This is a genomic window from Nonlabens sp. (assembly GCF_039941875.1).
Lineage (GTDB): Bacteria > Bacteroidota > Bacteroidia > Flavobacteriales > Flavobacteriaceae > Nonlabens.
Window position 1 is genome coordinate 212,896 of record NZ_JBDVDQ010000003.1, and the last position, 24,807, is coordinate 237,702.

Here is a 24,807-nt window from a genome sequence, read left to right on the forward strand (position 1 = left end):
CTATGGAATTACAAAAGTTTTATTACGATAACAAAATCGTACGCAATTTTATTGTTGCTACAATGTTCTGGGGCGTTGTAGGAATGAGTATAGGGCTACTACTGGCCTTCATGTTTTTATTTCCTAACCTGACAGATGGTATCTCGTGGTTAAGTTTTGGTCGTTTACGTCCATTACATACTAATGCGGTCATATTTGCATTTGTAGGAAATGCCATTTTTGCTGGAGTTTATTATTCTAGTCAGCGTCTTCTTAAAGCGAGAATGTGGAAAGACTGGTTAAGTAAATTAAATTTTTGGGGATGGCAGGCTATTATAGTAGGTGCAGCGATTACGCTACCTCTAGGTTATACCACCTCAAAAGAATATGCCGAGTTAGAATGGCCATTTGATATAGCTATTGCTATTATTTGGGTTGCTTTTGGTGCTAACCTTATAGGTACTATTCTTAAGAGAAGACAGCGACATTTATATGTTGCGATATGGTTTTATCTAGGGACATTTGTTACCGTAGCCGTTTTACATATTGTTAATAGTATGGAAGTACCTGTAGGAGCTCTTAAGAGTTATTCTATGTATGCTGGTGTACAGGATGCGCTGGTGCAATGGTGGTACGGACATAATGCGGTTGCTTTTTTTCTAACCACACCTTTCTTAGGTTTGATGTATTACTTTGTACCTAAAGCAGCAAATAGACCGGTGTATTCTTATAGATTATCTATTGTTCACTTCTGGTCATTGATCTTTATTTATATATGGGCAGGGCCGCACCACTTGCTATACTCAGCATTACCAGACTGGGCACAAAACTTAGGTGTTGCTTTTTCAATTATGTTGCTTGCTCCATCTTGGGGTGGTATGATTAACGGATTGTTAACCCTACGTGGTGCGTGGGATAAAGTACGTACAGATCCTGTTTTAAAATTTATGGTAGTAGCCATTACAGGATATGGTATGGCGACCTTTGAAGGACCTATGTTGTCTCTTAAAAATGTAAATGCAATTGCACACTTTAGTGACTGGGTTATCGCTCACGTGCATGTAGGAGCACTAGCGTGGAATGGTTTCTTAACCTTCGGTATGGTCTACTGGATGGTGCCTAGATTATTTAAGACAAAGTTATGGTCTATAAAACTGGCCAATGCACATTTCTGGATAGGAACATTAGGAATCATTTTATACGCACTACCTATGTATGTGGCTGGTTTTCAACAAGCGTTAATGTGGAAAGAATTTAATCCAGATGGTAGATTAACTTATTCTTTCTTAGAAACACTTATAGAAATTATACCTATGTACTGGATGCGTGCTATAGGAGGTACTATGTTTATTATAGGGGCTTTAACTGGTATTTATAACCTTATTAGGACAGCTAGAGTTGGTTCTCAAGTAACTGATGAGCTTGCTGAAGCAGCAGCACTTGAAAAAGTAACTAAGAATCGTACTAATAAAGAAGGATACCACACTTGGTTAGAAAGAAGACCAGTTAAATTAACCTTGTTTGCTACGGTAGCGATTCTTATAGGTGGTATGGTGCAAATTATCCCTTCCTTAATGGTAGACGATTATATACCAGTAATCTCAAGTGTAAAACCATACACGCCTCTAGAACTAGAAGGTCGTGATATATATATCAGAGAAGGTTGTGTAGGGTGTCACTCTCAAATGGTACGTCCATTTAGAAGCGAAGTAGAACGTTATGGAGAATACGCTAAAGCAGGTGAATTTGTTTACGACCATCCATTTTTATGGGGTAGTAAGCGTACAGGTCCAGATTTACTACGTGTAGGTGGTAAATACAGTGATAACTGGCACTTAAATCATTTTTATGATCCACAGAGTACGTCAGAGGGTTCTATAATGCCATCTTATAAATGGCTTATTCAAAATGAGCTGGATAAAAGCTCTACAGAAACTAAGATGGAAGCCATGGTATCCTTAGGAGTACCATATACTCAAGAAGAAATAGATCGCGCACAAGAATGGATGCTAGAACAAGGAATAGAGATAGAAAAAAATCTATACAGCGATCCTGATTTTGCAAAAACCTATGAGGCAGATAAGAAGTATGCTCTTGATAACGGAGAAGAGTTTATAGAAATGCGCAATCGTGAACTGATCGCAATTATCGCATACCTACAACGCTTAGGAACAGATATTAAAGTTACAACTGCAGATGGCACTGCACTAAATATAAATCAATAAGTTATGTTGAAATTTATAAAAGGAAACCTAGAAAACATCGATGGTGTAGAGATCTATCCATTGATATCGTTACTTATATTTTTCTTCTTTTTCATGGGGTTATTCTGGTGGGTATTTACTGCAAAGAAATCACATATTAAAGAGGTAAGTAACATACCGCTTAACGACGATACTATTAACCCTAATCAAATCAAATAATGAGAAATACAGCATCATATTTACGTGTATTAGGAATAGCAGTTTTGGGATACTTATTCCTTAATTGGATAGGGACTACAGGAGAAGATTCTATTTTTATAGAGCAACCATTATTATGGGCTATTCTAGGTGTTATTGTACTGTTCTATATAGCAGGAGAGGCTTGTGTAACCACATTACAAAGTATTTTATATCAAAGTCTTAAACCAGACGCTCAAGAGAAGTACGATGAGAATGCTGCTGTCGCAAAGGCTAATCGATTCAAATGGATTAAGGATAAATACAAAGCATCATTAGGAAGTAGAGATATAGAAGATGAGCATGAAATTATTCTAGACCATAACTATGATGGTATTCAAGAGTTAGATAACAATTTACCGCCATGGTGGGTTTATGGATTCTATGCATCTATCATATTTGCAGTTATTTATCTGGTAAGATTTGAAGTCTTTAATGACTATAATCAAGAAGAAGAATATGAAACGGCTGTCGCAGCTGCAAAAATAGAAATAGAAGAATGGAAAAAAACTGCCAAAGATCTAGTAGATGTAAACACCGTTGTGTTGCTTACAGATGCTGCAGACCTTAAAGCAGGTGCAGCCATTTTTGGTGAGAACTGTATCGCCTGTCACAAGATAGATGGTGGTGGAGGTATAGGTCCTAACCTTACCGATAAACACTGGATTCTAGGTGGCGGTATTAAAAATGTATTTAATACCATATCAGAAGGTGGTAGATCTGGAAAAGGAATGGTGTCTTGGAAAAAGGATTTAAAACCAGCACAAATGGCTCAGGTAGCTAGTTATGTCATCAATTTTCAAGGTACAATTCCTGCAGACCCTAAAGAACCAGAAGGTGATTTATGGATAGATCCTAATGCACCAGTAGAAACTCAACCAGAGGTAGAAGAGATCGTTCAAGACTCTATTATAGTAGTAGATATTAATAATTAAAAACAGTAAGATGCTTATTCTTAATGAAATGTCTGAAGCGCTAGCATCGAGTAAAGAACCTCTCATAAAACAGATTTATGAGAAAGCAGGAAAGAAACTGCTAGCGATAGGATTGCGTCGTGGAGTAGAATTACCAGAACATATTGCACAAGTAAAGGCAAAATTAATGGTAGTACAAGGAGAGATAGATTTTAATACGGCAACACATAGTTACCGTCTAGAACGCTTTGATTCTTTTGATATCCCTAAAGATATAAAGCATTCTGTAGTAGGCGTTTTTGACGCTGTTTTTTTACTACTACTAGGCGACTCAAAGGAGTTGACTGTTTTTTAAAAATAAATAAAGCATCATGGCAGACCAAGGTCAAGAAAATTTTAGAGATACCATAGGCACGCTTAATGAAGAAGGTAAGCGTGCATGGGTATTCCCTAAAAAGCCATCAGGTAAATGGTACAAGTATCGCAAGTATGTGAGTTATGTCTTACTGCTTATTCTGTTCTCTGCACCATTCATAAAAATTAATGGCAATCAGTTCATGATGTTCAATATATTAGAACGTCGTTTTAATGTATTTGGTTTTCCGTTTTGGCCTCAAGACTTTTACTTGTTTGTAATCATGATGATTATAGGCGTGGTCTTTATTATTTTCTTTACAGTGGCTTTTGGGCGTTTATTTTGTGGATGGATATGTCCACAAACCATTTTTATGGAGATGGTTTTCAGACGTATTGAGTACTGGATAGATGGAGATAGAGGTAAGCAAATACGTCTTGCAAAAATGCCATGGAATACAGAAAAAATTAAAAAAAGAGCTCTCAAATGGAGTATCTTTTTTATCATCTCGTTCTTAATAGCAAACATATTCTTAGCCTACCTAATCGGTAGTGATGAGTTGATAAGATACATTACAGACGGGCCATCACAACATGGAAGTACGCTCATTTCTTTAATGATTTTTACAGGAGTATTCTACTTCATTTTTGCCTGGTTTAGAGAACAAGTATGTATTATAGTATGTCCTTATGGTCGTTTACAAGGTGCTCTTCTTGATAATAAATCCATAATAGTTGCTTATGACCATAAACGTGGTGAGAAAGAAGAAGGTAGAGCTAAGTTTAAAAAGAAAGAAGATCGTCCAGCATCAGGAAAAGGGGATTGTATAGATTGTTCTGCATGTGTACATGTCTGTCCTACTGGAATAGATATACGTAACGGTACGCAACTAGAATGTGTTAATTGTACAGCCTGTATAGATGCATGTGACCACATGATGGAAGCTGTAGATCTACCTAAGGGTCTTATACGTTACACGAGTGAAGATAACATTGAAAAGGGTGAGAAATTTAAACTCACACCTAGACTTAAAGGATATATAGTTGTACTAGGAATTCTTACTGCGGTTTTAATAGGAATGTTATTCCTGCGCAATGATGTAGAGGCAAGTATTTTAAGATTGCCAGGTCAGTTATATGAACATAAAGCGGATAATATCATTAGCAATGTTTACACATTTAAACTGGTAAATAAAACGGTAGAACCTATCGATAGCGTCACCTTCCGATTAAAATCTCATAAAGGAACTATTAAGCTGGTTTCTTACACGAGTATAACTGTGCCAGAGGCAGGACTAACACAAGGAACTCTTTTTATAGAAATTAATGCCAGTGCTATTAAGACCGATAAGGAGCGACTAGAAATAGAAATTTTGAGTGGTGATCAAGTAATAGAAACTACTACTACAGCCTTTTTAGGACCACGTAGTTATAATTAATACCGCTTTCGCGAAAGCGTAACAAACATCTAACAATGAGTACAGAAAAAAAGAATTGCTGTCAAGGTTGTAAAAAGGGACAACCAGGTTTAAACCAAAGTTGTCAGGCAAAGTTAATGATGGAAGAACTGGCAAAAAAAGCTACCGCTACAACAAAGGAAACAGTAGTTAAATAGTTAATTAATAGCCGCCGACTAAATCGGATTAAGGAGATGAAATGGAATTGGGGAACAGGAATAGCAGTAGGTATGTCGTGCTTTATAGGCTTTATACTATACTTTGTGATCACCATGATTACAGACCAGCGTTACAGCCATGATCTAGTTACAGAAGAGTATTATGAGAAAGAAATGTACTATCAAAATGAGATAGATGCAGAGACGAATGCAAATAACCTCTCTGAGAAAATAGTAAGTAAAAGAACTGAAAACGGATGGATGATTACTTTTCCATCGCAGTTAAATGTAGAGAAAATTAAAGGTAAAATGTTCCTTTATAGACCGTCTAATCAAGTATTAGATTTTGAGACTGAACTTTCATTATCTGATCATAATTTGCTCATACCTGACAATAAAATGATAGGCGGTCGCTGGAATATTATAGTAGACTGGACCTATGACGGGCAGTCTTATATGTATAAAGAAGAAATACTTTATTAAGAATGTTGTGGTCTGCGCTCATATTTGGTTTACTAGGTAGTTTTCACTGTGTGGGAATGTGCGGTCCTATTGCATTCTTATTGCCATTAGATCGAAAGAGCAAGAGCAAGCGCTTTTTTCAGTTATTGGGTTATCATGGAGGTAGGTTATTTACGTATGGCTTTTTAGGTTTTGTATTTGGTTTTTTAGGTAAAAGCATGCACCTTTTTGGTATACAACAGCAGCTATCTATCATTATAGGTGTCGCGATGATTATAGTGGTATTAATACCTACTAAGATATTTAATAAATACAATTTTTCTAGACCTATTTATGCTCTAGTAGGAAGGGTGAAAAGTGCGATGGGAAAAGAGCTTAAAAAGAAAGATCCAGGGACTTTTTTTACTATGGGTTTTCTTAATGGTTTATTGCCTTGTGGTTTAGTCTATATGGCAGTTTTCGGTTCTTTAGCTTCTGGTAGTGCTGGATATGGTGCTTTATATATGATTCTTTTTGGGCTAGGGACAGTGCCTTTAATGACTACCGCTATATACCTAGGTAATTTTTTAAAGGGTAAGGCAAAACAAAAGGTATTAAAACTGATACCTGTTTTTGTAATAATAATAGGGTTACTATTTATAGTAAGAGGTCTTGGGTTAGGTATTAAATACATATCTCCATCAGAATCTGTTGCTATGGAAACGATATCGGCAAACCTGAGTTGTCACTAATTAATAAAATTAAAGATATGAATACAATTTTTTTACCTCTTGTAAATTGGGGATTGGGTACTATTATAATTGGTGTGTTTGCCGTGGTTTGTGTAGCGCTAGTTTTAGTAGTTTATAGTCTAGCAAACGGTGATAAAAAAAGTACTGATAAAGAGAAGTAGATCTCTCATGTTTGTACTTTCTAGATAACAAAAAAGGAAAGCCTGTGGCTTTCCTTTTTTTAGTTGAAACTTAAATGTCAATCTATACCGTCATAGAAAATAATTGAGTATCTGGTTTTTTACGTTGTAATCTCATGTCAAAGGGTAGACAAACATTACGAACATAAGCCCTTCCTTTTTCGGTAATTTGAATCTTATGAGGATGAGTGATTACCAGACCATCCTTTTCTAGTTCTAATAGTTTTACAAGTACGTCTGGCAGTTCTTTAAAGAACATAGTATCTTTTTTCCATGTGGTCTCAAACTGACACATAAGATTAAGTATGTGCTTTCTTATGATAAGATCTTCCTGATTTAGTATGTGGCCTCTAAAAACTGGTAGTGTTCCTTCTTCTACTAGTGCCTGGTATTCTTCAATGTTTTTTACATTTTGAGCAAAACTGTACCAACTATCGCTTATAGAAGACACTCCGAGACCTATCATTAATTGAGTTTTACTATCACTGTACCCCATAAAGTTTCTGTGTATGGTACCAGTTTCTTGTGCAGTATACAAGCTATCAGTAGGTAATGCAAAATGATCCATGCCTATCTCTACATAGCCAGCGCTAGTAAGTATTTTTTTACCTAACTCATACTGTTCACGTTTTTGTATAGCTGTAGGTAAGTCAGAGTCTTTAAAACCTCTCTGTCCGTTTCCTTTTATCCAGGGCACATGTGCATAACTATAATAAGCAATACGGTCTGGACGCAATTCTATAGTCTTGTTAATGGTATGAATTACATGATCTATAGTCTGAAAAGGTAAACCATAAATAATATCGTGTCCTACAGACTTAAAACCTGCCTCTCTTGCCATTACCGTAGCTTTCTCCACATTTTCAAAAGGCTGTATGCGATTAATTGCTTTTTGTACAGTAGGGTTGTAATCTTGCACGCCGTAGCATACTCTGGTAAAATCATTTTGAGCAAGTGTTTCCAGATGTTTCTTAGTCGTGTTGTTAGGATGTCCTTCAAAACTGAATTCGCATTCTGGAGCTTTTACAGCTACAGAAAATATTCCCTTTATCAATTGATCTAAATGCTCTGGTGAGAAGAATGTAGGTGTACCACCACCTAAATGTATTTGTTTTATTACCGGTTGTTCTTCAAAGAGGTTTGTATAAAGAGCAAGTTCTTTTAAAACAGAATTTATATAAGGTATCTCTACGCTATGGTTTTTTGTGATGCGTTTATTACATCCACAAAAAGTACACATGTTCTCGCAAAAAGGTAAATGAATGTAAAGACTTATACCTTCTGTACTATTACTTTCTTTAAAGCTTTTTACAAGAGTCTGTTTCCATAAATCTATAGGGAAGTTGCTAGCGTCCCAATAAGGAACTGTAGGATAGCTGGTATATCTAGGTCCTGCAACATTGTATTTTGAAGTTAAACTACACATAGTCTCAATTTTGAGTCAAAAGTATAATTAGTCCTCTTGCACAACGATGACTTTTGTCAGCTTATAAGATACGATCTAGTAATCAAGGTATTTATTGTGGTATTGCCGCAATCAATTTTTTAGTATAATCACTTTGTGGGTTCTCATAAAGAGCATCGGCCTCATTTTTTTCTTCTATTTTACCTTTGTTCATTACGATTACCTGATCGCAAAAGTATTTAACTACCGCAAGGTCATGCGAAATGAATAAATAAGAGAATCCAAAATCTGCTTTAAACTCATTTAAAAGATTTAAAACCTGTGCTTGTACAGAAATGTCTAGAGCGCTCACACTCTCATCACAAATGATTAACTTAGGTTCTAGTGCTACCGTTCTAGCTATACCTATGCGCTGTCTCTGGCCACCACTAAATTCATGTGGGTATCTATTATAATGCTCTTCAGTTAATCCTACACGCTTTAATAAAGTAAGCACCTTTTCTTTTCTGTCTTTATTATCTTTACCTATACCATGCCATTTCATAGGTTCAATAATAGCTTGCCCTACAGTAAGTCGTGGGTTTAATGAAGCAAAAGGATCTTGAAAGATAATCTGAATCTCTTTTCTCAACTCTCGCATTGCTTTACCTGTAAGATGTGTGATATCTCTATCACGATAGATAATCTTACCGCTGGTCACATCTTTAAGACGTAATATTAGATTACCTAGAGTACTTTTTCCACAACCACTTTCTCCTACCAGTCCTAGACTCTCACCAGGGTATAGATTAAGATTAACGCCATCAACTGCTCTAAAATAAGATGGCTTTTCAAAAAGCTTTTTCTTAAGTGGATAATCTTTTACTATGTCAACTAGCTGTAATAACGGAGCGTTTTTATAAATCTCTTCGTGAGTAGCCGCTCGTTGTGATGGAGTGATCAAATCTCCATCTACCGTATGTTGCATAAAATCACTTATAGTAGGTAGTTTTTTAACACGCTCTGTTGTGCTAGGTCTGGACGCTATAAGTGCTTTTGTATATATTTCTTTAGGAGTTTCAAAAATAACCTCACTAGTTCCTTGCTCTACTATTTTACCTTGATACATAACCAGTATCCTGTCTGCAATAGCACGGACTAAGGATAGATCATGTGATATAAAGAGAATACTCATCCCGTATTCTTGTTGCAGTTCTTTGAGTAATAAAATAATCTCTTTTTGTACCGTAACATCTAGAGCGGTAGTGGGCTCATCGGCAATTAACAACGCAGGCTTACATGCAATAGCCATAGCGATCATGACGCGTTGCATCTGTCCACCACTAATTTCATGTGGGTATTTTGAGAACGTTACTTCTGGAGTAGGTAGTTTTACTTTTTCAAAAAGAGTTAGGACTTCTTTTCTAGCACTCGATGTATTAATTTTTTGATGTTGTTGTAATATCTCAATAACTTGCTGTCCACAGGTGATAGTAGGATTAAGAGAACTCATAGGTTCTTGAAAGATCATGCTTATCTCGCTTCCGCGAAAGCGTGACCATTCTCCATCATTTAATTGTAATAAATCCTTGCCCAACAAAGAAAGTTCTTGAGCAGTTATTTGTGCTGTGGCATTAGGTAGTAAGCCCATGAGTGCCTTGCTGGTGACAGATTTTCCACTGCCAGATTCTCCTACTACGGCAAGTATCTCGTTTTTAAATATGTCAAAATTAATATCATGCAATACCTTAACGTTCTCTTTTCCATTTGAAAAGCTAACATTAAGATCCTTTATGGATGCTACGGTATTATTTTGAGATGATTTGCTCATCTGTAAGTATAGGTTCTTTGCGCAATATGAGAACTATTTGCGCTACTGCAACTACATCTTTTTCACAATATGTAGCGATGCGTTGCACATCGTTTTCTAGATAGAATACATCTCGTACTTGTGATCCATCTATGTCATCCTTAGGTGATGGAATACCTAGAATACGCGTTAATAATTTTAAACTAGTGTAGTGTTTATAATCGCCAAATTTCCATAACTCCATGGTGTCTATGTGCGGTACTTCCCAAGGCTTTTTACCGAATAGGTTCAGCTTTTCTGGAATCTCAACATCTGCAATAATCATTCTTCTTGCGATGTAAGGGAAATCAAATTCTTTACCATTGTGTGCGCACAACAGATTATTTCTACTAGAAAAATGTTCTTTTAAAAGACTAGAAAAATCTTCTAATAGTGCTTTTTCTTCACCGACAAAACTGCGAGTTCTAAACTGTTTTTTATCTCGGTTAACAAAATAACCTACAGATATGCATACTATTTTACCAAATTCGGCCCAAATACCTGCGCGATCATAAAACTCTGCTGGAGAGAATTCTTCTTTGCGCTGGTATTTGGTCTTATCAGCATATAGATGTTGGTCTATAGGATCTAATAAATCAAAACTCTCCTGTTGAGGTACGGTCTCAATATCTAGAAATAAAATATTTTCTAATGAAAGTTTTGCTATCATAATTTACATGTCAAATTCTCTAGAGTCGTCATCTTCACTACCACCTAATGGAGAGCTGTTCTGAGTCTTTTCATACTCATCACAATCGGTCTCAATAGATAGATCTTCTGGTTTTTTGAAAGGCGCTTTTGAAACATCAATGGTCTCGTCTGCATAAAGGCGTTTCATATAACTACCCCAAATAGGTAATGCCATGGTAGCTCCCTGACCATATTTGGTAGATTTAAAGTGAATAGATTTACCATCTCCACCTACCCAAACACCAGTTACTAGGTTAGGAACCATTCCCATAAACCATCCATCAGAATTGTTTTGAGTCGTTCCTGTTTTACCAGCAATGTCGTTTTTAAAGTCATATGGATAATCTGTGATCACCTCTTTATAGAAACTATTTTTAGTAGCCCAGCTACCTCTTAATTTTGCTCCACTACCTATTCTAGTTACACCTTCCATAAGGTTTACCGTTACATAAGCTGTTTCAGGATTCATTACATCTTTGCTCTCTGGCATGTATTGATAAAGAATTGTACCGTTTTTATCTTCTATGCTAGTTACAAGAACTGGTTTGTTATAAATACCTCCATTTGCATAAACACCATAAGCACCTACCATTTGAAATAGGTTTACATCTGCAGTACCCAATGCTAGAGAAGGAACCACATCCATGCCTTCTGTGTTTATACCTAGCTGTGCTGCGCGATCTAGTACAGCTTGTGGGCCTACTTCATCCATAAGTCTAGCAGATATCGTATTCTTTGATTTTGCTAGTGCTTCTTTTAAAGTCATCATGTTACCATAATCACCGTTAGAATCCTTAGGTGTCCAGTCTTTTGTATTACCATGTTTACCTGCAGGTATGGTGTACTCTCCATCAGGTAATTTTTTACATGGACTATAATGTAAAAGATCAATTGCCGTAGAATATAAGAACGGTTTAAAAGTAGAACCAGCCTGGTGTGTACCTTGTTCTACATTATCATATTTAAAATGTTTGTGATTAATACCACCTACCCATGCTTTTACATGACCTGTTTGTGGTTCTAATGACATAAGACCTGTGTGTAAAAACTTCTTATAATAGCGTATGGAGTCCATAGGTGTCATTATAGTATCACGTTCACGGCCTTTTGCTTTCCAGTCAAAGATGGTCATGTCTGTCTTTTCATTGAAGCTTTTAATAATGTCTTTTTCGGCGATACCTTTTTTCTTCATTTCTCTCCATCTTTCTGACCTTTTCATAGCAGACTGTAATCTGATTTCTATTTGGTTATCGGTAAGATCTGTAAAAGGCGCAGTCTTGTTGCGTGTCTGTTGATGGTCGAACTCCGTCTGTAAACGCTCCATGTGCGCATAAACAGCTTCTTCGGCCATTTTTTGCATGCGGTGGTCTATGGTCACATTTATCTTTAATCCATCGTTATAAAGGTTAAAAGGTTGATCTGTTTCTGGATTAATGTTATTCTTTGCCCAAGTTTTTAACCAGTCGCGTAAATGCTCACGGAAATAAGTTCCCATACCATCATTATGACCTTCTGGATTGTAATCTAAAACGATAGGCAAAGCGGTAAGACTATCTTTTACCTCTTCGGTCATCTTATCATTACGTACCATTTGATAAAATACTTGGTTGCGGCGATTAAAAGATTTTTCTTTAGAAACCTCTCTATACGGATTAAACTGTCTAGGGTTTTTAAGCATAGCAACTAAAACCGCGCTTTCTGAAACTGTTAATGAATCTGGCTCTTTACCAAAATAGATGTTTGCGGCACTACGTATTCCTATAGCTTGTTTTAAGAAATCAAATTCATTGAGGTATTGAGTGATAATTTCTTCCTTTGTGTATTGTTTTTCTAGTCTAGAGGTGATAATCCACTCGCGTATTTTTTGGATCAATCGTTCTAGCTTGTTACTACTAGCTTGTTCTGTAAAATAAAGTTTTGCCAGTTGTTGTGTTATGGTACTCGCACCACCTTTGCTACCTAAAAACGCCGCGGCTCTAGCAGTTCCATAGCCGTCTATACCACTGTGGTCCCAGAAACGCTCATCCTCTGTTGAGACTAGTGCGTCTATAAGGTTTTGAGGTAAATCGTCAAATTTTACAGGTTTACGGTTATCGTTATAAAAACTACCTAATGTTTTACCGTCTACAGTTACTATCTCAGTAGCTAGTTCTGTCTGCGGATTTTCTAGTGCAGTGTGATCTGGTAAATCACCAAATACTTCCCATGCTGCTAGTAGGAACATAAGGACTACGAGTCCTATTCCTACTGCATAAATTTTCCAGAAAAGAGAAATGTTCTTTTTCTTGTCTGCTTTTTCTTGAGCTATTTGTGCTTTAGTTGCTGCCATCTTGCACTTGTTTTTCTATACTATATCCTACTTCAAGAATCCCTTTTAATTGGGTATCTCCTTTTACTTCTCCTGTTTTTCTCATTGCGTGTTTCAATGCTAGTTGGTATGTTCCGCTTTCGCGAAAGCGTACTCCTTCACGTAACCATAATTTATTTTCATAGATATCATTTGATCCTGTGCCTAAAAAACTACCATCTGGTGCCGCCATTTCATACTGTAATGTATCTGTAACGATTTTTCCATGTGGAAATTTTATCTGTGAGATCAACCATAGGTTATTATATTCATACTCATGCGTGTTGCGCAGGTTCAAATATAAATTATAGGCTGTGGTTGTGTCTTGTGGTGTAATGTTAAAAGTTGCGGTATCATTGATGTCCCATCCAGAAGGTGGTAGACTTTCATAATTTGCATCTACTAACAAGTCGTCACAAGAGACCATCGTTAATGTTATTAAAAGGCATATTAATACTCTCACTAATCTTCTTTTTTAGGCGGTTTACTATCGTTGTTTTTGTTACGATTACGGCTTTTATTACGGTTGTTCCTAGGCTTATTGGGCTTTGCTTCACCTGTGGCATTGTTACTTGCCGGTTTTTGTTTATTAGTGTTTTTATTTGCGCTAGCAGGTTTTTTAGTGTTAGGCTTGTTGTTGTTAGTTTTAGCCTTAGGTGTTCGGTTATTTTGTTTAGGTCTAGGTTTGCGAGCAGGCTGTCCTTCTTTAGGTGAAGCCGCAGTAGCTGTCGTTGTTTTATTTTGAGGTTTTGCAGGTCTACGTTTCTTATTGCGTTTGTTGCGAGATTTTGATTTTGACTTAGGCTGGTCAAAACGTGTTAAACTATCCTGTCCTACTACGTTTTCAAAGCTTACCTCTTCCTCAACTATTAATTCGCTCGCGTATTCTTCTATGCTTGCTACGCTCTCCTTTGCTTTGTTTTTAGATACTATTTCATGAACTTGCTCTGTAGTAAGAGTGTGCCAGCTCATCCAGTCACCTTCATAGCAATACCACATTAGACCTTTAAATATGTCTACTTTTTGACATACGGCAGTTCCTTTTTCAGTGTAAAGTTTTTGATTTTGTTTAGGAAACGTGCTTAGCGCGTCCATGTAAGAATCCAGCTCGTAATTGAGGCAGCATTTTAATTTACCACACTGTCCTGCTAATTTCTGTGGGTTTAAGGATAAGTTTTGGTAACGAGCAGCACCTGTGGTTACAGATCTAAAATCTGTTAACCATGTACTACAGCACAATTCACGACCACACGATCCTATACCACCTAAGCGAGCAGCTTCCTGACGCAGGCCTATCTGACGCATTTCTATTCTAGTCTTGAATTCTGAAGCGTATTCTCTAATTAATTCTCTGAAATCTACACGATCATCGGCAGTGTAGTAAAAGGTTGCTTTAGAGCCATCACCTTGAAATTCTATGTCAGAGATTTTCATTTTAAGTTGAAGGCGTATCGCTATCTGTCTGGCGCGTACTTTCATAGGCTCTTCTTTCTCGCGAGCAGTCACCCATTTTTCTACATCTTTTTCATTTGCGATGCGGTATACTTTTGGGATTTCTCCATTTACTTTAATGCGCTTGCGTTTCATTTGAACACGAACTAGTTCACCAGTTATGGTTACTATTCCTATATCATGACCACTTTGAGTCTCGGTAGCAACTATGTCGCCTATTTTAAGCTGAAGACCTTCTGCATTATGAAAGAATTCTTTTCTACTATTTTTGAAACGTACTTCCACATATGGGAAAGCTTTTTGACCATCGGGCAACTCCATGTTTGCTAACCAGTCAAAAACCGTTAATTTATTACATCCACTTGTACCGCAGGTTCCATGATTTTTACATCCACCAGGCGTACCACCACCAGTTCCACAACTATTACAGCTCATTCTTGTATTCTCTATATATTGAAATTGAAACGATTAACTCGCACAATTGATTTCTTTACTTGAAACGTAAATATAACAATTAAAAGCGTGGGATATTGTTAGTAGTCGGGCGTAAAATCTAGAAGAAGAAGGAGAGAAGATTACTACAGGTATTAAAATGAAAAATCCCAACCATTACTGATTGGGATTTTTGCTCCTCCTCTTGGGCTCGAACCAAGGACCCTCTGATTAACAGTCAGATGCTCTAACCAACTGAGCTAAGGAGGACTGTGATATACACAAACTCAAGCTATTTGCTTAAGCGATGGCAAATTTAGTATGTTTTTTATATTTGACAAACTTTTAAACTAAAAAATTTGATATTTTTTAAAACTTTTATCCAAAGAGTGCCTTAAAGAGGTCATTTCCATTTGCATAGAGCATTAAAGAAAGTAAAATAACGATACCTATAATTTGCGCTTTTTCTAAAAATTTATCTCCTGGCTTACGTCCTGTGATGATTTCATATAATAAAAACATAACATGACCACCATCTAAAGCTGGAATAGGTAATATGTTCATGATAGCGAGAATAAAAGATATAAACGCTGTCGTACCCCAAAATGCCGACCAATCAAATGTGTCTGGATATAATTTTGCAATAGTTCCAAAACCACCTAGCTGGCTCGCTCCTTTTTTAGTGAAAACATATTTAAACTGTACAATGTAATCGTGCATGGTCATGTACCCTTTTGAAATACCAGCAGAAATACTTTCACTGAATGAATATTGCTTTCTTGTTACAGATGCATAGTCCTTGTCTGTAGAAGGTTTAGTGAACCCTAAAATTTTAGGTTCTTCAACAGTTTTTGTAAAAAAGATAAAGCTCTTAACTTCTTTAGTTGTGAAAACTACCTCTTCGTCATATGTTTTACCTTCATATTCCCATACTACATGAAATGGTTCATGATTCTTTACCTTGTGGTTTATCGCATAAGTATAATCCGTATTATAATTGATAGGTAATCCAGCAACAGATTTAATAGTTGCTCCAGTTTTTAAACCTATACTATCTGCTTTTGATCCTACAGCCACTTCACCTATTTTAAATGGGTATCTCGCTTCTAGAGAACTAGGTACTCCTGCTTGGAACATCTTGCTACCTATATCTTCTGGAATAGTAACATCTACTTTCTTACCATCTCTTATTACAGTAACGGTAGAGATGTCTCTAAAAATAAGCATATGGTTAAATGATGGCGCATATTCTATAGTGTCATTATCTGCAAGTAGTACTTTGTCACCTTGCTTAAAACCTATTTCTTCAAGTGTTTCTGGAAAACCAAAACCATATTTATAATCTTCACCTTGTGCTTCATTTGTACCGTTAAAAGCTATTAAACAGATGTAGATTACAAAACCTACTACCACATTTACAACCACACCACCTAACATGATAATTAGTCGTTGCCATGCTGGCTTAGATCTAAATTCCCACTCTTTAGGCTCCTGTGCCATCTGTTCTTTGTCCATGCTCTCATCTATCATTCCTGATATTTTCACATAACCACCTAGTGGTAGCCAGCCTATTCCATAAACAGTTTCTCCTATTTTCTTTTTAAATAGGGAATATTTGATATCAAAGAATAAGTAAAATTTTTCTACTCGTGTTTTAAAAAGTCTAGCAGGTATGAAGTGTCCCAACTCGTGTAAAACGATAAGAAGGGAAAGACTCATTAAAAAGTTTATAATAAGAACAACCGTAGGGTGCATATAATTTTAATTTTAGACCAGCAAAAATAGGTCATTCATAACAGTCCACATAATGCAGTTATAGATTTAGCGTACAAGTAGTTTCTCTATGGTTGTACCTCTTTCTGTAGTTAGATTTAGAAAGTAGATACCACTGGTTTGTGGGGCTTTTAAAGTTAGAGAAGGGTTATTGAGTAATTGATTTTTATAATCGATAATCATTCTTCCATGTAGATCATAGATTTTAAGGGCTGTAAAATCATCTTGCATGCCTGTAATTTGAAAGGTGGAAGAAGTTGGGTTGGGATAGAGTTGGTATTCCGCTTTCGCGAAAGCGGTATCTAATCCTAGTGTAGCAGTATTGTTCTTACTTATGGTATCAACATCTGGATCTATTTCTATAGAACTAACCACAAATGGTACGCGTATTCTCTTATTTTGAGTCAGACTATTGACCAGAATGGAGTCCCATTGTATTTCTCCGGCGGTACCTATTATTTTAATAGGCAACTGCATTTCAAATAGATTTACAGAAGGATGAGTCGGTATTTGAGTGTAATTTATCGAGATACCATTCGGTATATCTATCCAGTTTATGTTGTGTTGTGGATAGCCCTCGCCATAAATCCAATCGTTAAAGAATTCGTCTAGAATTTGTCCACTAGTCGTTTCTGCTATTGATTTAAATTGAGGAGTTTTGGCATAGTTGTAAGCGAGTTGTGAGTCGTTGAGATAGTTTTGGAGTGTTTGTTCAAAATCAGTATCGCCTAATTTTTTACGTAGCATGTGTAAAACCATACCACCTTTATTATAAGATAAATTACCATTAAAAACACGACCTACACTTAAGGTATCTGCCGCCGGCACATAAACACTACCATCTAGATCTGTAGTTGCTCTGTTGTTTGCGTTAATGCGCCATGATTTAAATGCGTCAGCACCATCGAGATGCTCTACGGTCATTCCTGTAGAATAAGTGGCAAAACTTTCATTGAGCCATATATCTTGCCAGCTGCCACAGGTTACTTTATTACCAAACCACTGATGAGCTAGCTCATGAGCGATCAATCCGCGGCTGAAATTTCCCATAAAACTAATAGTCGTATGCTCCATACCACCACCCCAACCGAATTGTGCATGTCCATATTTTTCATCTCTAAAAGGATAGGGGCCAAAGGTGTTTTCAAAAAAGTTCATAATAGGAACTGTTACTGCTGTACTCGATTGTGCACTGACTAGATTTTCTGGATACACATAATTATCTATAGGAAAAGCCGTTGCGCCGCTGCCTACCATCTCTGTATATTTAGAATAATTAGTTACTGCGATAGCTATTAAATAGGCAGGTATAGGGTGATTATGTCGCCATTTAAAAGTTTTACCTGTAGCCGTTACATTTTCTGAAGTCATAATACCGTTAGAAATACCGGTATTACCAGCCGGTACATTTAAAATAACATCTGTCTGGTCTATTTTATCATTGAGATCCTGCTTACATGGCCACCATGCTTTTGCCCCATATGGCTCAGAAAGTGTCCATATAATACCGGCATTATTATGCGTGGTTTGTGCAAAACTACCGAAACCGCTTGCTATAGGATTACCGCTGTAGGTAACACTAAGGCTATCTAAAACACTATTGTTTTGAATAGCAGGAAGATCAATTACCAGTTCATCATTTCCATTATTAATAAAATTAAGCGCAATACCTCTTTGAGTTACTTGACTTACAACCATATTAGACGCTAGATCAAAAATAACTTGGTCGATATCGCTTACTGCTGTAAAATGCGACGTTACTGTACCTGAAATTATAGCAACATCTGGATCTACGTCTAGGTCTAGTCGTACATATTTAAGATCATAGTTTGCGGTGTGTCCATTTACTACCCTATTTCCCGAGTTGAATAATGTAGATTTTAAGAGGCAGGCATCTACACCTTCTTGAGATGTAGTGAATTGTGCTTGTGACTGTTCCGCTTTCGCGAAAGCGAGAACGAAAACGATTAAATACATTATTTTAAAATTCTTCATCAAGTTGGAATTTCTAGTAAGGAAAGTTGTTAAACAGTCACCAATAGGATTATTAGGTTGTAATTTTGTAAAAAAGTATCACAAATGCTTCAATTTCTTAGTAAAAATAAATGGCGCATCTTATTCATGGCCATTTTATGCGGTGGAATATTGGCTTCTTTTCAATATGCCTTAACGCCAGATAAGACATTACCTATACTGCAACCAGATAAATTTGATCCTACTCTGGTAGACGATTCGATGCTTTTTGTAAAAAAGTATCATAAAATAGCACCTTTTAAACTAGTTAATCAAAATGGTGATACCATTACAGAAAAAGATTATAAGAATAAAATTTATGTAGCAGACTTTTTCTTTACTACCTGTCCTACTATATGTCCTGTCATGACTAAGAACATGACGCTGGTACAAGAAGAGTTTAAGAATGATCCAGATGTGATGATTCTTTCTCATAGTGTAACTCCAGAAATAGATAGTGTAGAGGTTCTTAAAAAGTATTCAGTTAAAAAAGGAGTGATGGATTCTAAATGGAATCTCGTTACTGGTGATCGTAAGCAAATTTATGATCTAGCACGTAAATCTTACCTGGCTGCAAAGGAGAATAAATATGGTGGTGACTATGCGCTTATCCACACAGAAAATTTTCTTCTAATAGATAAAGAAGGTAGATTAAGAGGTCGTTCTTACGACGGTACAAGTGAAGAAGATGTATTGAAACTTATTGAAGACATCTATATTTTAAAAAGTACGTATGTTAAAGATCGTTAATAATCTTTAAAAATCGCATTTAATCGTATTTTTTATTTTCCTACAATGATGTTTTAAGTGATTAGGTTAGGGTATTGCTATTTTTGCAGTAATTCTAACAATAATTACTATGAAAAAGATATTATTATCTGTAGTGCTTTTATTTACAGTGAGCACTGCCATTGCCCAAACTGAGGCCGAATTAAAGGCGTTGAAACAGGTAAAACAAGATTCAATTGCTCAAATACAATCTAGAGTAGATGCTATTCAAGGAAAAATAGATGCTCTTCCAGGATGGAAAAAAGGTGCTTTCGGTACTTTAGGTGTTAATTTATCTAGTTTTGATAACTGGTATTCTCAAGGTAGTGCAAACGTATCTGCTGGAAATATAGGTCTTACTGCAAATGCATTTGCAAACTTAAAGCAACCTAAATACTTCTGGAGAAACTCATTAAACATTAACTTAGGTTGGGTAAAATTTGATGACAAAGACGATCCAACAGATGATGATAGCTTCCAAGAGGCAACAGATGTTTTTAATATCTCTTCTCTTTATGGTTACAAATTAAGCGAGAAAATCGCTGTATCAACACTAGCTGAATACCGTACTACTATCTTAAGTAACTTTAATGACCCAGGTTATCTAGACTTAGGTGTAGGTGCAACGTGGACTCCTACAGATAATCTTGTAGTAGTGGTACATCCATTAAACTACAACTTTGTATTTGCTAAGAATGATGCAGTTTTTGAATCTTCTCTAGGTGCAAAAGTAGTTGCAGATTATACTCGTAGTATTGGTAAAATTAGCTTTAAGTCTAATTTATCTGCTTTCTATAGCTATGAAGACAGCGACCTTTCTAATTATACTTGGATCAACTCATTCGGTTACACATTATGGAAAAATATAGGTGTAGGTTTTGAATTTGGTTTAAGAGGTAACAAGCAAGAAGCTTTAAACTTTGCAAACGATAATCTAGCGGTAGGAGCAACTCCATTAGATTTTGATACAGTAGATAACAAGTTACAGTCTTACTACTTAGTAGGTCTTAACTACAAGTTCTAAAACAATATATTTCATTTACTTAAAAAGGCTTTCCATTTCTGGAAAGCCTTTTTTATTTTGAACAAGATTTATGATTATTTATAAACCTACTTCTTTTTTAGTAGTACGATTCTGTTCTTCTGGAGTCGTTATTTCATTATTTTCTAGTCTAAAGTTACCAAAGTTATAAGTGAAGCCCACACTTATAGTTCTAGTTTCTGGTAGTGCTAGGTAATAATTGTCTTGGTTTAAATAACGTGTAGTAAGTCTTTGATTTTGAGTTTTAAAGATGTCATTAACTGCAAGAGTTAATTGTGCTCTTCTATTCCACAAGCTTTTATTAAAGCTAATACTAGTAGGAAATGAGCCACCCCATTCATAAGTGCCGAATAGAAGGCTAGATATATAAGATGCTTCTATGTCCATGGATAAAGTTCTATCATCTGCTAGATTGATTCTATTAAAAGAACTTAAATATATACCTGTGGTAGATGTTTTTACATCCACATTTCCAGACTGTACTGCTCTAGTTTCATTCTCCATATAGAACAAACTACTGCTTAGTCCTGTGTACCAGCTGTCATTTATGTATCTATAGGTTGCTGCATCTATACTATATTGTAGTTCATAGTTTAGATTTATACTTTGCGAGTTTAACTGATTATTACTGTTATTTTGAAAAGGCACCTCACTTAGCACGTCTTTTGTGTATAGAAAATAAGCATCTACAAACCACGTGTTTTTATGATTCCAGCTTAAAGTATATTTATTATTAAAAGCAGGCTGTAGATTTGGGTTTCCTGTACTGAAGTTAAAGTCATTTATAAAAGAACTAAAAGGATTTAAGTCTGCATATCTAGGTCTGTCTATAGTTCTCTTATAACTTAAGGTGTAAGAGTTGTTTTCATTTACTTGATTAGTTATTGCTAGATTAGGGAAAAACTCTAAATATTCTTGTGTGTTTACCTGGCCTAGAGATTGAGAATCACCTTCTACGTCTGTCTGTTCTGCACGCAATCCAGCTGCAAGTGACCATTTTTCCCAATTACGCTCTATTTGTGCATATGCTGCATAGATACTCTCATCATATAAAAATAGATCAGAGAAGGCTGGGTTAAGTGTGCTGCCACTATCAGTGTCAAAAAAGTTCTGTGAACTAGTAGATGTTACATTAGAAAACTTAAGTCCTGTACTTAACTGGTAGTTACCTATACTCGTGTTGTAATCTAATTTTGCAGTGTAAATATCTATTTCCTGAAAAGCGTCTGTTAAAAAACTATTACTACCTGTGGTAGTCTGACTAGTATCAAAGAAAGTGGAAGTAAGGTTTTGTACTTGATCACTATCGGTAAAGATGTAATTACCTTCTAGATTCAAAGTAGCACCTTTATCATTAAGAATATGTTGCCATTGTACATTTACAAAACCGTTAGTTCTGTTTTTCTCAAAATCAGAATCGGTATTAAAGCCAGAAAAAGTGGTGGCACCTTCTTGTAAGATAAAAGTCTCGTTTTGGTAACTTGCATCATTATTTTCATTGCTGCTGTAGTTACCAGAAAAACTCAATGAATTTTTTTTATCCACCATTATATCTACGATCGTATTAAAATTATGAGAGGCACTGCGTTCTATTTTTTCTAGCTCAGTAAAACGTCTTTCAGACCTACTTCCATCAGGGTTAAAGAAACCTATTTGTGAGTCGTCAAATTTAAAATCCTTTCTAGGGTTGTAATTATAGTTAGCATAAACATTTAACCAGTTATTTTTATAGAAGTGAGAGGTTCCTATCTGGTATTTTGTAAAAGTACCTTGAGTCCATTTTCCACTTACGTTTCCTTTGTAACCTAAAGAAATTCCTTTTGAGGTGTTTATATTAATGACCGCAACACCTTCTGCATCATAACTAGCAGGTGGATTTGTGATAACCTCTACACTCTTAATGTTGTCAGCACTATAACCACGTAATAATGCATCCAGCTCTTCACTAGTTAAATACACACGCTTGTTGTTAATATAAATTACAGCAGGAGAGTTTTGAACCATGTAAGTTCCTTCCATTTCAAATATTCCAGGTGTCTTTTTTAATAGGTTTTGAGTATTTCCTACACTTAAAATGGTGTTCTCAACATTAAAAACCAGTCGATCTGCTTTTTTGTCGATTGTAGGTTTTGCAGCTGTTAATATTACTGCGTCTAGCTGTGCTGTGTCTTCTTCTAAGATAAATTCTCCTAAGGATTCATTAGTTGTTATGTTCAGCTTTCGCGAAAGCGGAACATATCCAACAGAAGAAAACTGAAATGTATAAGTACCTTGTTCAAAGTCGTTAAGGTTAAAAACCCCTTTTTCATTTGCTGAAGTTGCTTTATGAAAAGTACTGTCAGGCATTTTAAAAGTAACTACGGTGGCATAGGGTATTCCTACTTTATTTTTACTGTTTACAGTACCTGTAAGATTAGTTTGTGCAGTCGTACTAAGGACTATAAGAAAGGTGAGAAAAGGTAGGTATTTCATTCTGAGCGGTTAGCGATGAGCTAAAATACCAAAGATCAAGAAAACTTAAGGACATCTTTTAGATTATATTTGCACATTATTGTAAAGGACTATGAAGAATATACGTAATTTTTGTATCATCGCACATATTGATCACGGTAAGAGTACGCTGGCAGACAGGTTGTTAGATGCTACGCAAACTGTTACTAAGAGAGAATCTCAGGCACAACTGTTAGATAATATGGATCTAGAGCGTGAGCGTGGGATAACTATTAAATCACATGCTATACAGATGGATTATACTGCACCAGATGGTGAGCAGTATATTCTTAATCTAATAGACACGCCAGGTCACGTAGATTTTTCTTATGAAGTATCTCGTTCTATTGCTGCCTGTGAAGGAGCATTGTTAATAGTAGATGCAGCACAAAGTATACAAGCACAAACTATTTCTAATCTTTATCTAGCGCTAGAAAATGATTTAGAAATTATACCTGTTTTAAATAAAGTAGATCTTCCTAGTGCAAATCCAGAAGAGGTTACAGATGATATTGTAGATCTTTTAGGCTGCGACCCTAGTGAGGTGATACCAGCTAGTGCAAAAACAGGACTAGGTATTCAAGAAATTTTAGATGCAATCGTATCTAGAGTTCCTGCGCCTGTAGGAGATCCTGATGAGCCGTTACAAGCACTTGTTTTTGACTCACAATACAACCAGTTCCGTGGAGTAGAAACTATTTTTAGAGTTATAAACGGTTCTATTAAAAAAGGACAATATATTAAATTTGTAGCCACTGGCGAAAGTTATTATGCAGATGAAATAGGAACGTTGAAATTAAACCAAGTTCCTAAAAAAGAAATTAAAGCTGGTGATGTAGGCTATCTAATTACTGGTATTAAAGAGGCTAAGGAAGTAAAAGTAGGTGATACGATTACAGATCATGCAAAGCCTACTACTAATGCTATCGGTGGTTTTGAAGACGTGAAGCCTATGGTTTTTGCAGGTATTTACCCTGTAGATACGGAGGACTATGAGGACTTGCGTTCTAGTATGGAAAAACTTCAGTTAAATGATGCTTCATTAGTTTTTGCGCCAGAGAGTAGTGCGGCACTTGGTTTTGGTTTCCGATGTGGATTCTTAGGGATGCTACACTTAGAAATTATTCAAGAACGTTTAGAGCGTGAATTTGATATGACGGTAATTACTACGGTGCCTAACGTGTCTTACCATGCTTATACTCATAAGAATCCAGATGAGATTCTTATTGTAAATAATCCAACAGATTTACCAGAGCCTTCTAGTCTTAATAGAGTAGAAGAGCCATATATTAAAGCGACCATCATTACAAAATCTGATTTTGTAGGTAATGTAATGTCACTTTGTATTGAAAAACGTGGTGTGGTAACTAGTCAGACCTACCTTACTACAGAGCGTGTAGAAATGACTTTTGATATGCCATTAGCAGAGATCGTTTTTGATTTCTATGATAGGCTTAAGACTGTTTCTAAGGGTTATGCATCATTTGATTATGCACCTATAGGAATGCGTGAATCTAAATTAGTGCGTGTAGATATTTTATTAAATGCACAAACGGTAGATGCTTTAAGCGCCTTGATTCACTTTGATAATGCATATACCATAGGTAAGAAAATGGTAGAGAAATTACGTGAATTAATACCTAGACAACAATTTGATATACCTGTACAAGCAGCTATCGGTGCAAAGATCATTGCTCGTGAAACGATCAAAGCATTACGTAAAGATGTAACTGCCAAATGTTACGGTGGTGATATCTCTCGTAAACGTAAGCTTCTTGAAAAGCAAAAGAAAGGTAAGAAACGTATGCGTCAGGTAGGAAATGTAGAGATACCACAGCAAGCGTTTATGGCTGTTCTTAAATTAAATGATTAATTAAGATTGTAGTTCCGCT

Annotated in this window: 21 protein-coding genes and 1 tRNA gene; 12 read left to right on the top strand and 10 right to left on the bottom strand. The window is 36.0% G+C overall.

The features are described from left to right. The first annotated feature begins 2 nt into the window (after positions 1–2). Genes ccoN through ABJF08_RS01435 form a run of 9 tightly spaced genes read left to right on the top strand, consistent with a single transcriptional unit; the run spans position 3 to position 6,657 of the window. A complete protein-coding gene (ccoN, locus tag ABJF08_RS01395; RefSeq protein ID WP_348114261.1) occupies positions 3–2,204 on the top strand; it encodes a cytochrome-c oxidase, cbb3-type subunit I in 2,202 nt (733 codons plus the stop codon). A 3-nt stretch (positions 2,205–2,207) separates the two neighbouring features. Beyond that, positions 2,208–2,402, top strand: a complete 195-nt coding sequence (locus tag ABJF08_RS01400; protein WP_348114262.1) for a CcoQ/FixQ family Cbb3-type cytochrome c oxidase assembly chaperone — start codon at positions 2,208–2,210, stop codon at positions 2,400–2,402. Next, positions 2,402–3,355, top strand: coding sequence for a cbb3-type cytochrome c oxidase N-terminal domain-containing protein (locus ABJF08_RS01405; RefSeq protein ID WP_348114263.1), 954 nt, complete (start codon positions 2,402–2,404; stop codon positions 3,353–3,355). Before ABJF08_RS01400 ends, ABJF08_RS01405 begins: the two co-directional genes overlap by 1 nt. 10 nt (positions 3,356–3,365) lie before the next feature. Beyond that, a complete protein-coding gene (locus tag ABJF08_RS01410) occupies positions 3,366–3,689 on the top strand; it encodes a hypothetical protein (protein WP_348114264.1) in 324 nt (107 codons plus the stop codon). A gap of 16 nt (positions 3,690–3,705) precedes the next feature. Beyond that, on the top strand, positions 3,706–5,127 hold the full coding sequence (ccoG, locus tag ABJF08_RS01415; protein ID WP_348114265.1) for a cytochrome c oxidase accessory protein CcoG: 1,422 nt from the start codon (positions 3,706–3,708) through the stop codon (positions 5,125–5,127). Positions 5,128–5,162: 35 nt separating this feature from the next. Then, positions 5,163–5,303, top strand: a complete 141-nt coding sequence (locus ABJF08_RS01420) for a hypothetical protein (protein ID WP_348114266.1) — start codon at positions 5,163–5,165, stop codon at positions 5,301–5,303. A 36-nt stretch (positions 5,304–5,339) separates the two neighbouring features. Next, positions 5,340–5,786 (top strand): FixH family protein, encoded by a 447-nt coding sequence (locus ABJF08_RS01425; protein ID WP_348114267.1) that lies wholly within the window; start codon positions 5,340–5,342, stop codon positions 5,784–5,786. 2 nt (positions 5,787–5,788) lie between these two features. After that, positions 5,789–6,496 (top strand): sulfite exporter TauE/SafE family protein, encoded by a 708-nt coding sequence (locus ABJF08_RS01430; RefSeq protein WP_348114268.1) that lies wholly within the window; start codon positions 5,789–5,791, stop codon positions 6,494–6,496. A 17-nt stretch (positions 6,497–6,513) separates the two neighbouring features. Then, entirely contained in the window at positions 6,514–6,657 is a 144-nt protein-coding gene (locus tag ABJF08_RS01435) for a hypothetical protein (protein ID WP_348114269.1), read from the top strand. An 82-nt stretch (positions 6,658–6,739) separates the two neighbouring features. Here ABJF08_RS01435 and hemN read toward each other — a convergent pair whose 3' ends face one another. The 9 genes from hemN to ABJF08_RS01480 all read right to left on the bottom strand — a co-directional run bounded on the left by hemN (position 6,740) and on the right by ABJF08_RS01480 (position 18,597). Beyond that, a complete protein-coding gene (gene hemN / locus ABJF08_RS01440; RefSeq protein ID WP_348114270.1) occupies positions 6,740–8,101 on the bottom strand; it encodes an oxygen-independent coproporphyrinogen III oxidase in 1,362 nt (453 codons plus the stop codon). A gap of 91 nt (positions 8,102–8,192) precedes the next feature. Then, positions 8,193–9,890: an ABC transporter ATP-binding protein gene (locus ABJF08_RS01445; RefSeq protein WP_348114271.1), complete on the bottom strand. Its 1,698-nt coding sequence runs from the start codon at positions 9,888–9,890 to the stop codon at positions 8,193–8,195. Further along, positions 9,868–10,578, bottom strand: a complete 711-nt coding sequence (locus ABJF08_RS01450) for a 3'-5' exonuclease (protein ID WP_348114272.1) — start codon at positions 10,576–10,578, stop codon at positions 9,868–9,870. The genes ABJF08_RS01445 and ABJF08_RS01450 overlap by 23 nt, the downstream gene beginning before the upstream one ends. Before the next feature lie 3 nt (positions 10,579–10,581). Continuing rightward, complete coding sequence (locus ABJF08_RS01455; protein ID WP_348114273.1) at positions 10,582–12,927, bottom strand: transglycosylase domain-containing protein; 2,346 nt, start codon at positions 12,925–12,927, stop codon at positions 10,582–10,584. Beyond that, positions 12,914–13,408 (bottom strand): gliding motility lipoprotein GldH, encoded by a 495-nt coding sequence (locus ABJF08_RS01460; protein ID WP_348114274.1) that lies wholly within the window; start codon positions 13,406–13,408, stop codon positions 12,914–12,916. Before ABJF08_RS01460 ends, ABJF08_RS01455 begins: the two co-directional genes overlap by 14 nt. After that, positions 13,408–14,832 (bottom strand): regulatory iron-sulfur-containing complex subunit RicT, encoded by a 1,425-nt coding sequence (gene ricT / locus ABJF08_RS01465; RefSeq protein WP_348114275.1) that lies wholly within the window; start codon positions 14,830–14,832, stop codon positions 13,408–13,410. Before ricT ends, ABJF08_RS01460 begins: the two co-directional genes overlap by 1 nt. A gap of 193 nt (positions 14,833–15,025) precedes the next feature. After that, positions 15,026–15,099 (bottom strand) — tRNA-Asn (locus tag ABJF08_RS01470). 108 nt (positions 15,100–15,207) lie between these two features. Continuing rightward, positions 15,208–16,548 (bottom strand): RIP metalloprotease RseP, encoded by a 1,341-nt coding sequence (gene rseP, locus ABJF08_RS01475; RefSeq protein WP_348114276.1) that lies wholly within the window; start codon positions 16,546–16,548, stop codon positions 15,208–15,210. Between the two features lie 102 nt (positions 16,549–16,650). Further along, on the bottom strand, positions 16,651–18,597 hold the full coding sequence (locus tag ABJF08_RS01480; RefSeq protein WP_348114277.1) for a M1 family aminopeptidase: 1,947 nt from the start codon (positions 18,595–18,597) through the stop codon (positions 16,651–16,653). Between the two features lie 84 nt (positions 18,598–18,681). Between ABJF08_RS01480 and ABJF08_RS01485 the strand changes: the two genes are divergently transcribed. After that, positions 18,682–19,365, top strand: a complete 684-nt coding sequence (locus ABJF08_RS01485) for an SCO family protein (RefSeq protein ID WP_348114278.1) — start codon at positions 18,682–18,684, stop codon at positions 19,363–19,365. Positions 19,366–19,474: 109 nt separating this feature from the next. Beyond that, entirely contained in the window at positions 19,475–20,407 is a 933-nt protein-coding gene (locus ABJF08_RS01490) for a DUF3078 domain-containing protein (protein ID WP_348114279.1), read from the top strand. Between the two features lie 78 nt (positions 20,408–20,485). Here the strand turns inward: ABJF08_RS01490 and ABJF08_RS01495 are convergent, their stop codons facing one another. Continuing rightward, positions 20,486–22,897, bottom strand: a complete 2,412-nt coding sequence (locus ABJF08_RS01495; protein ID WP_348114280.1) for an outer membrane beta-barrel family protein — start codon at positions 22,895–22,897, stop codon at positions 20,486–20,488. A 91-nt stretch (positions 22,898–22,988) separates the two neighbouring features. On the opposite strand from ABJF08_RS01495, the gene lepA reads away from it, so the two are divergent. After that, on the top strand, positions 22,989–24,788 hold the full coding sequence (lepA, locus tag ABJF08_RS01500; protein ID WP_348114281.1) for a translation elongation factor 4: 1,800 nt from the start codon (positions 22,989–22,991) through the stop codon (positions 24,786–24,788). Positions 24,789–24,807: the final 19 nt, after the last annotated feature.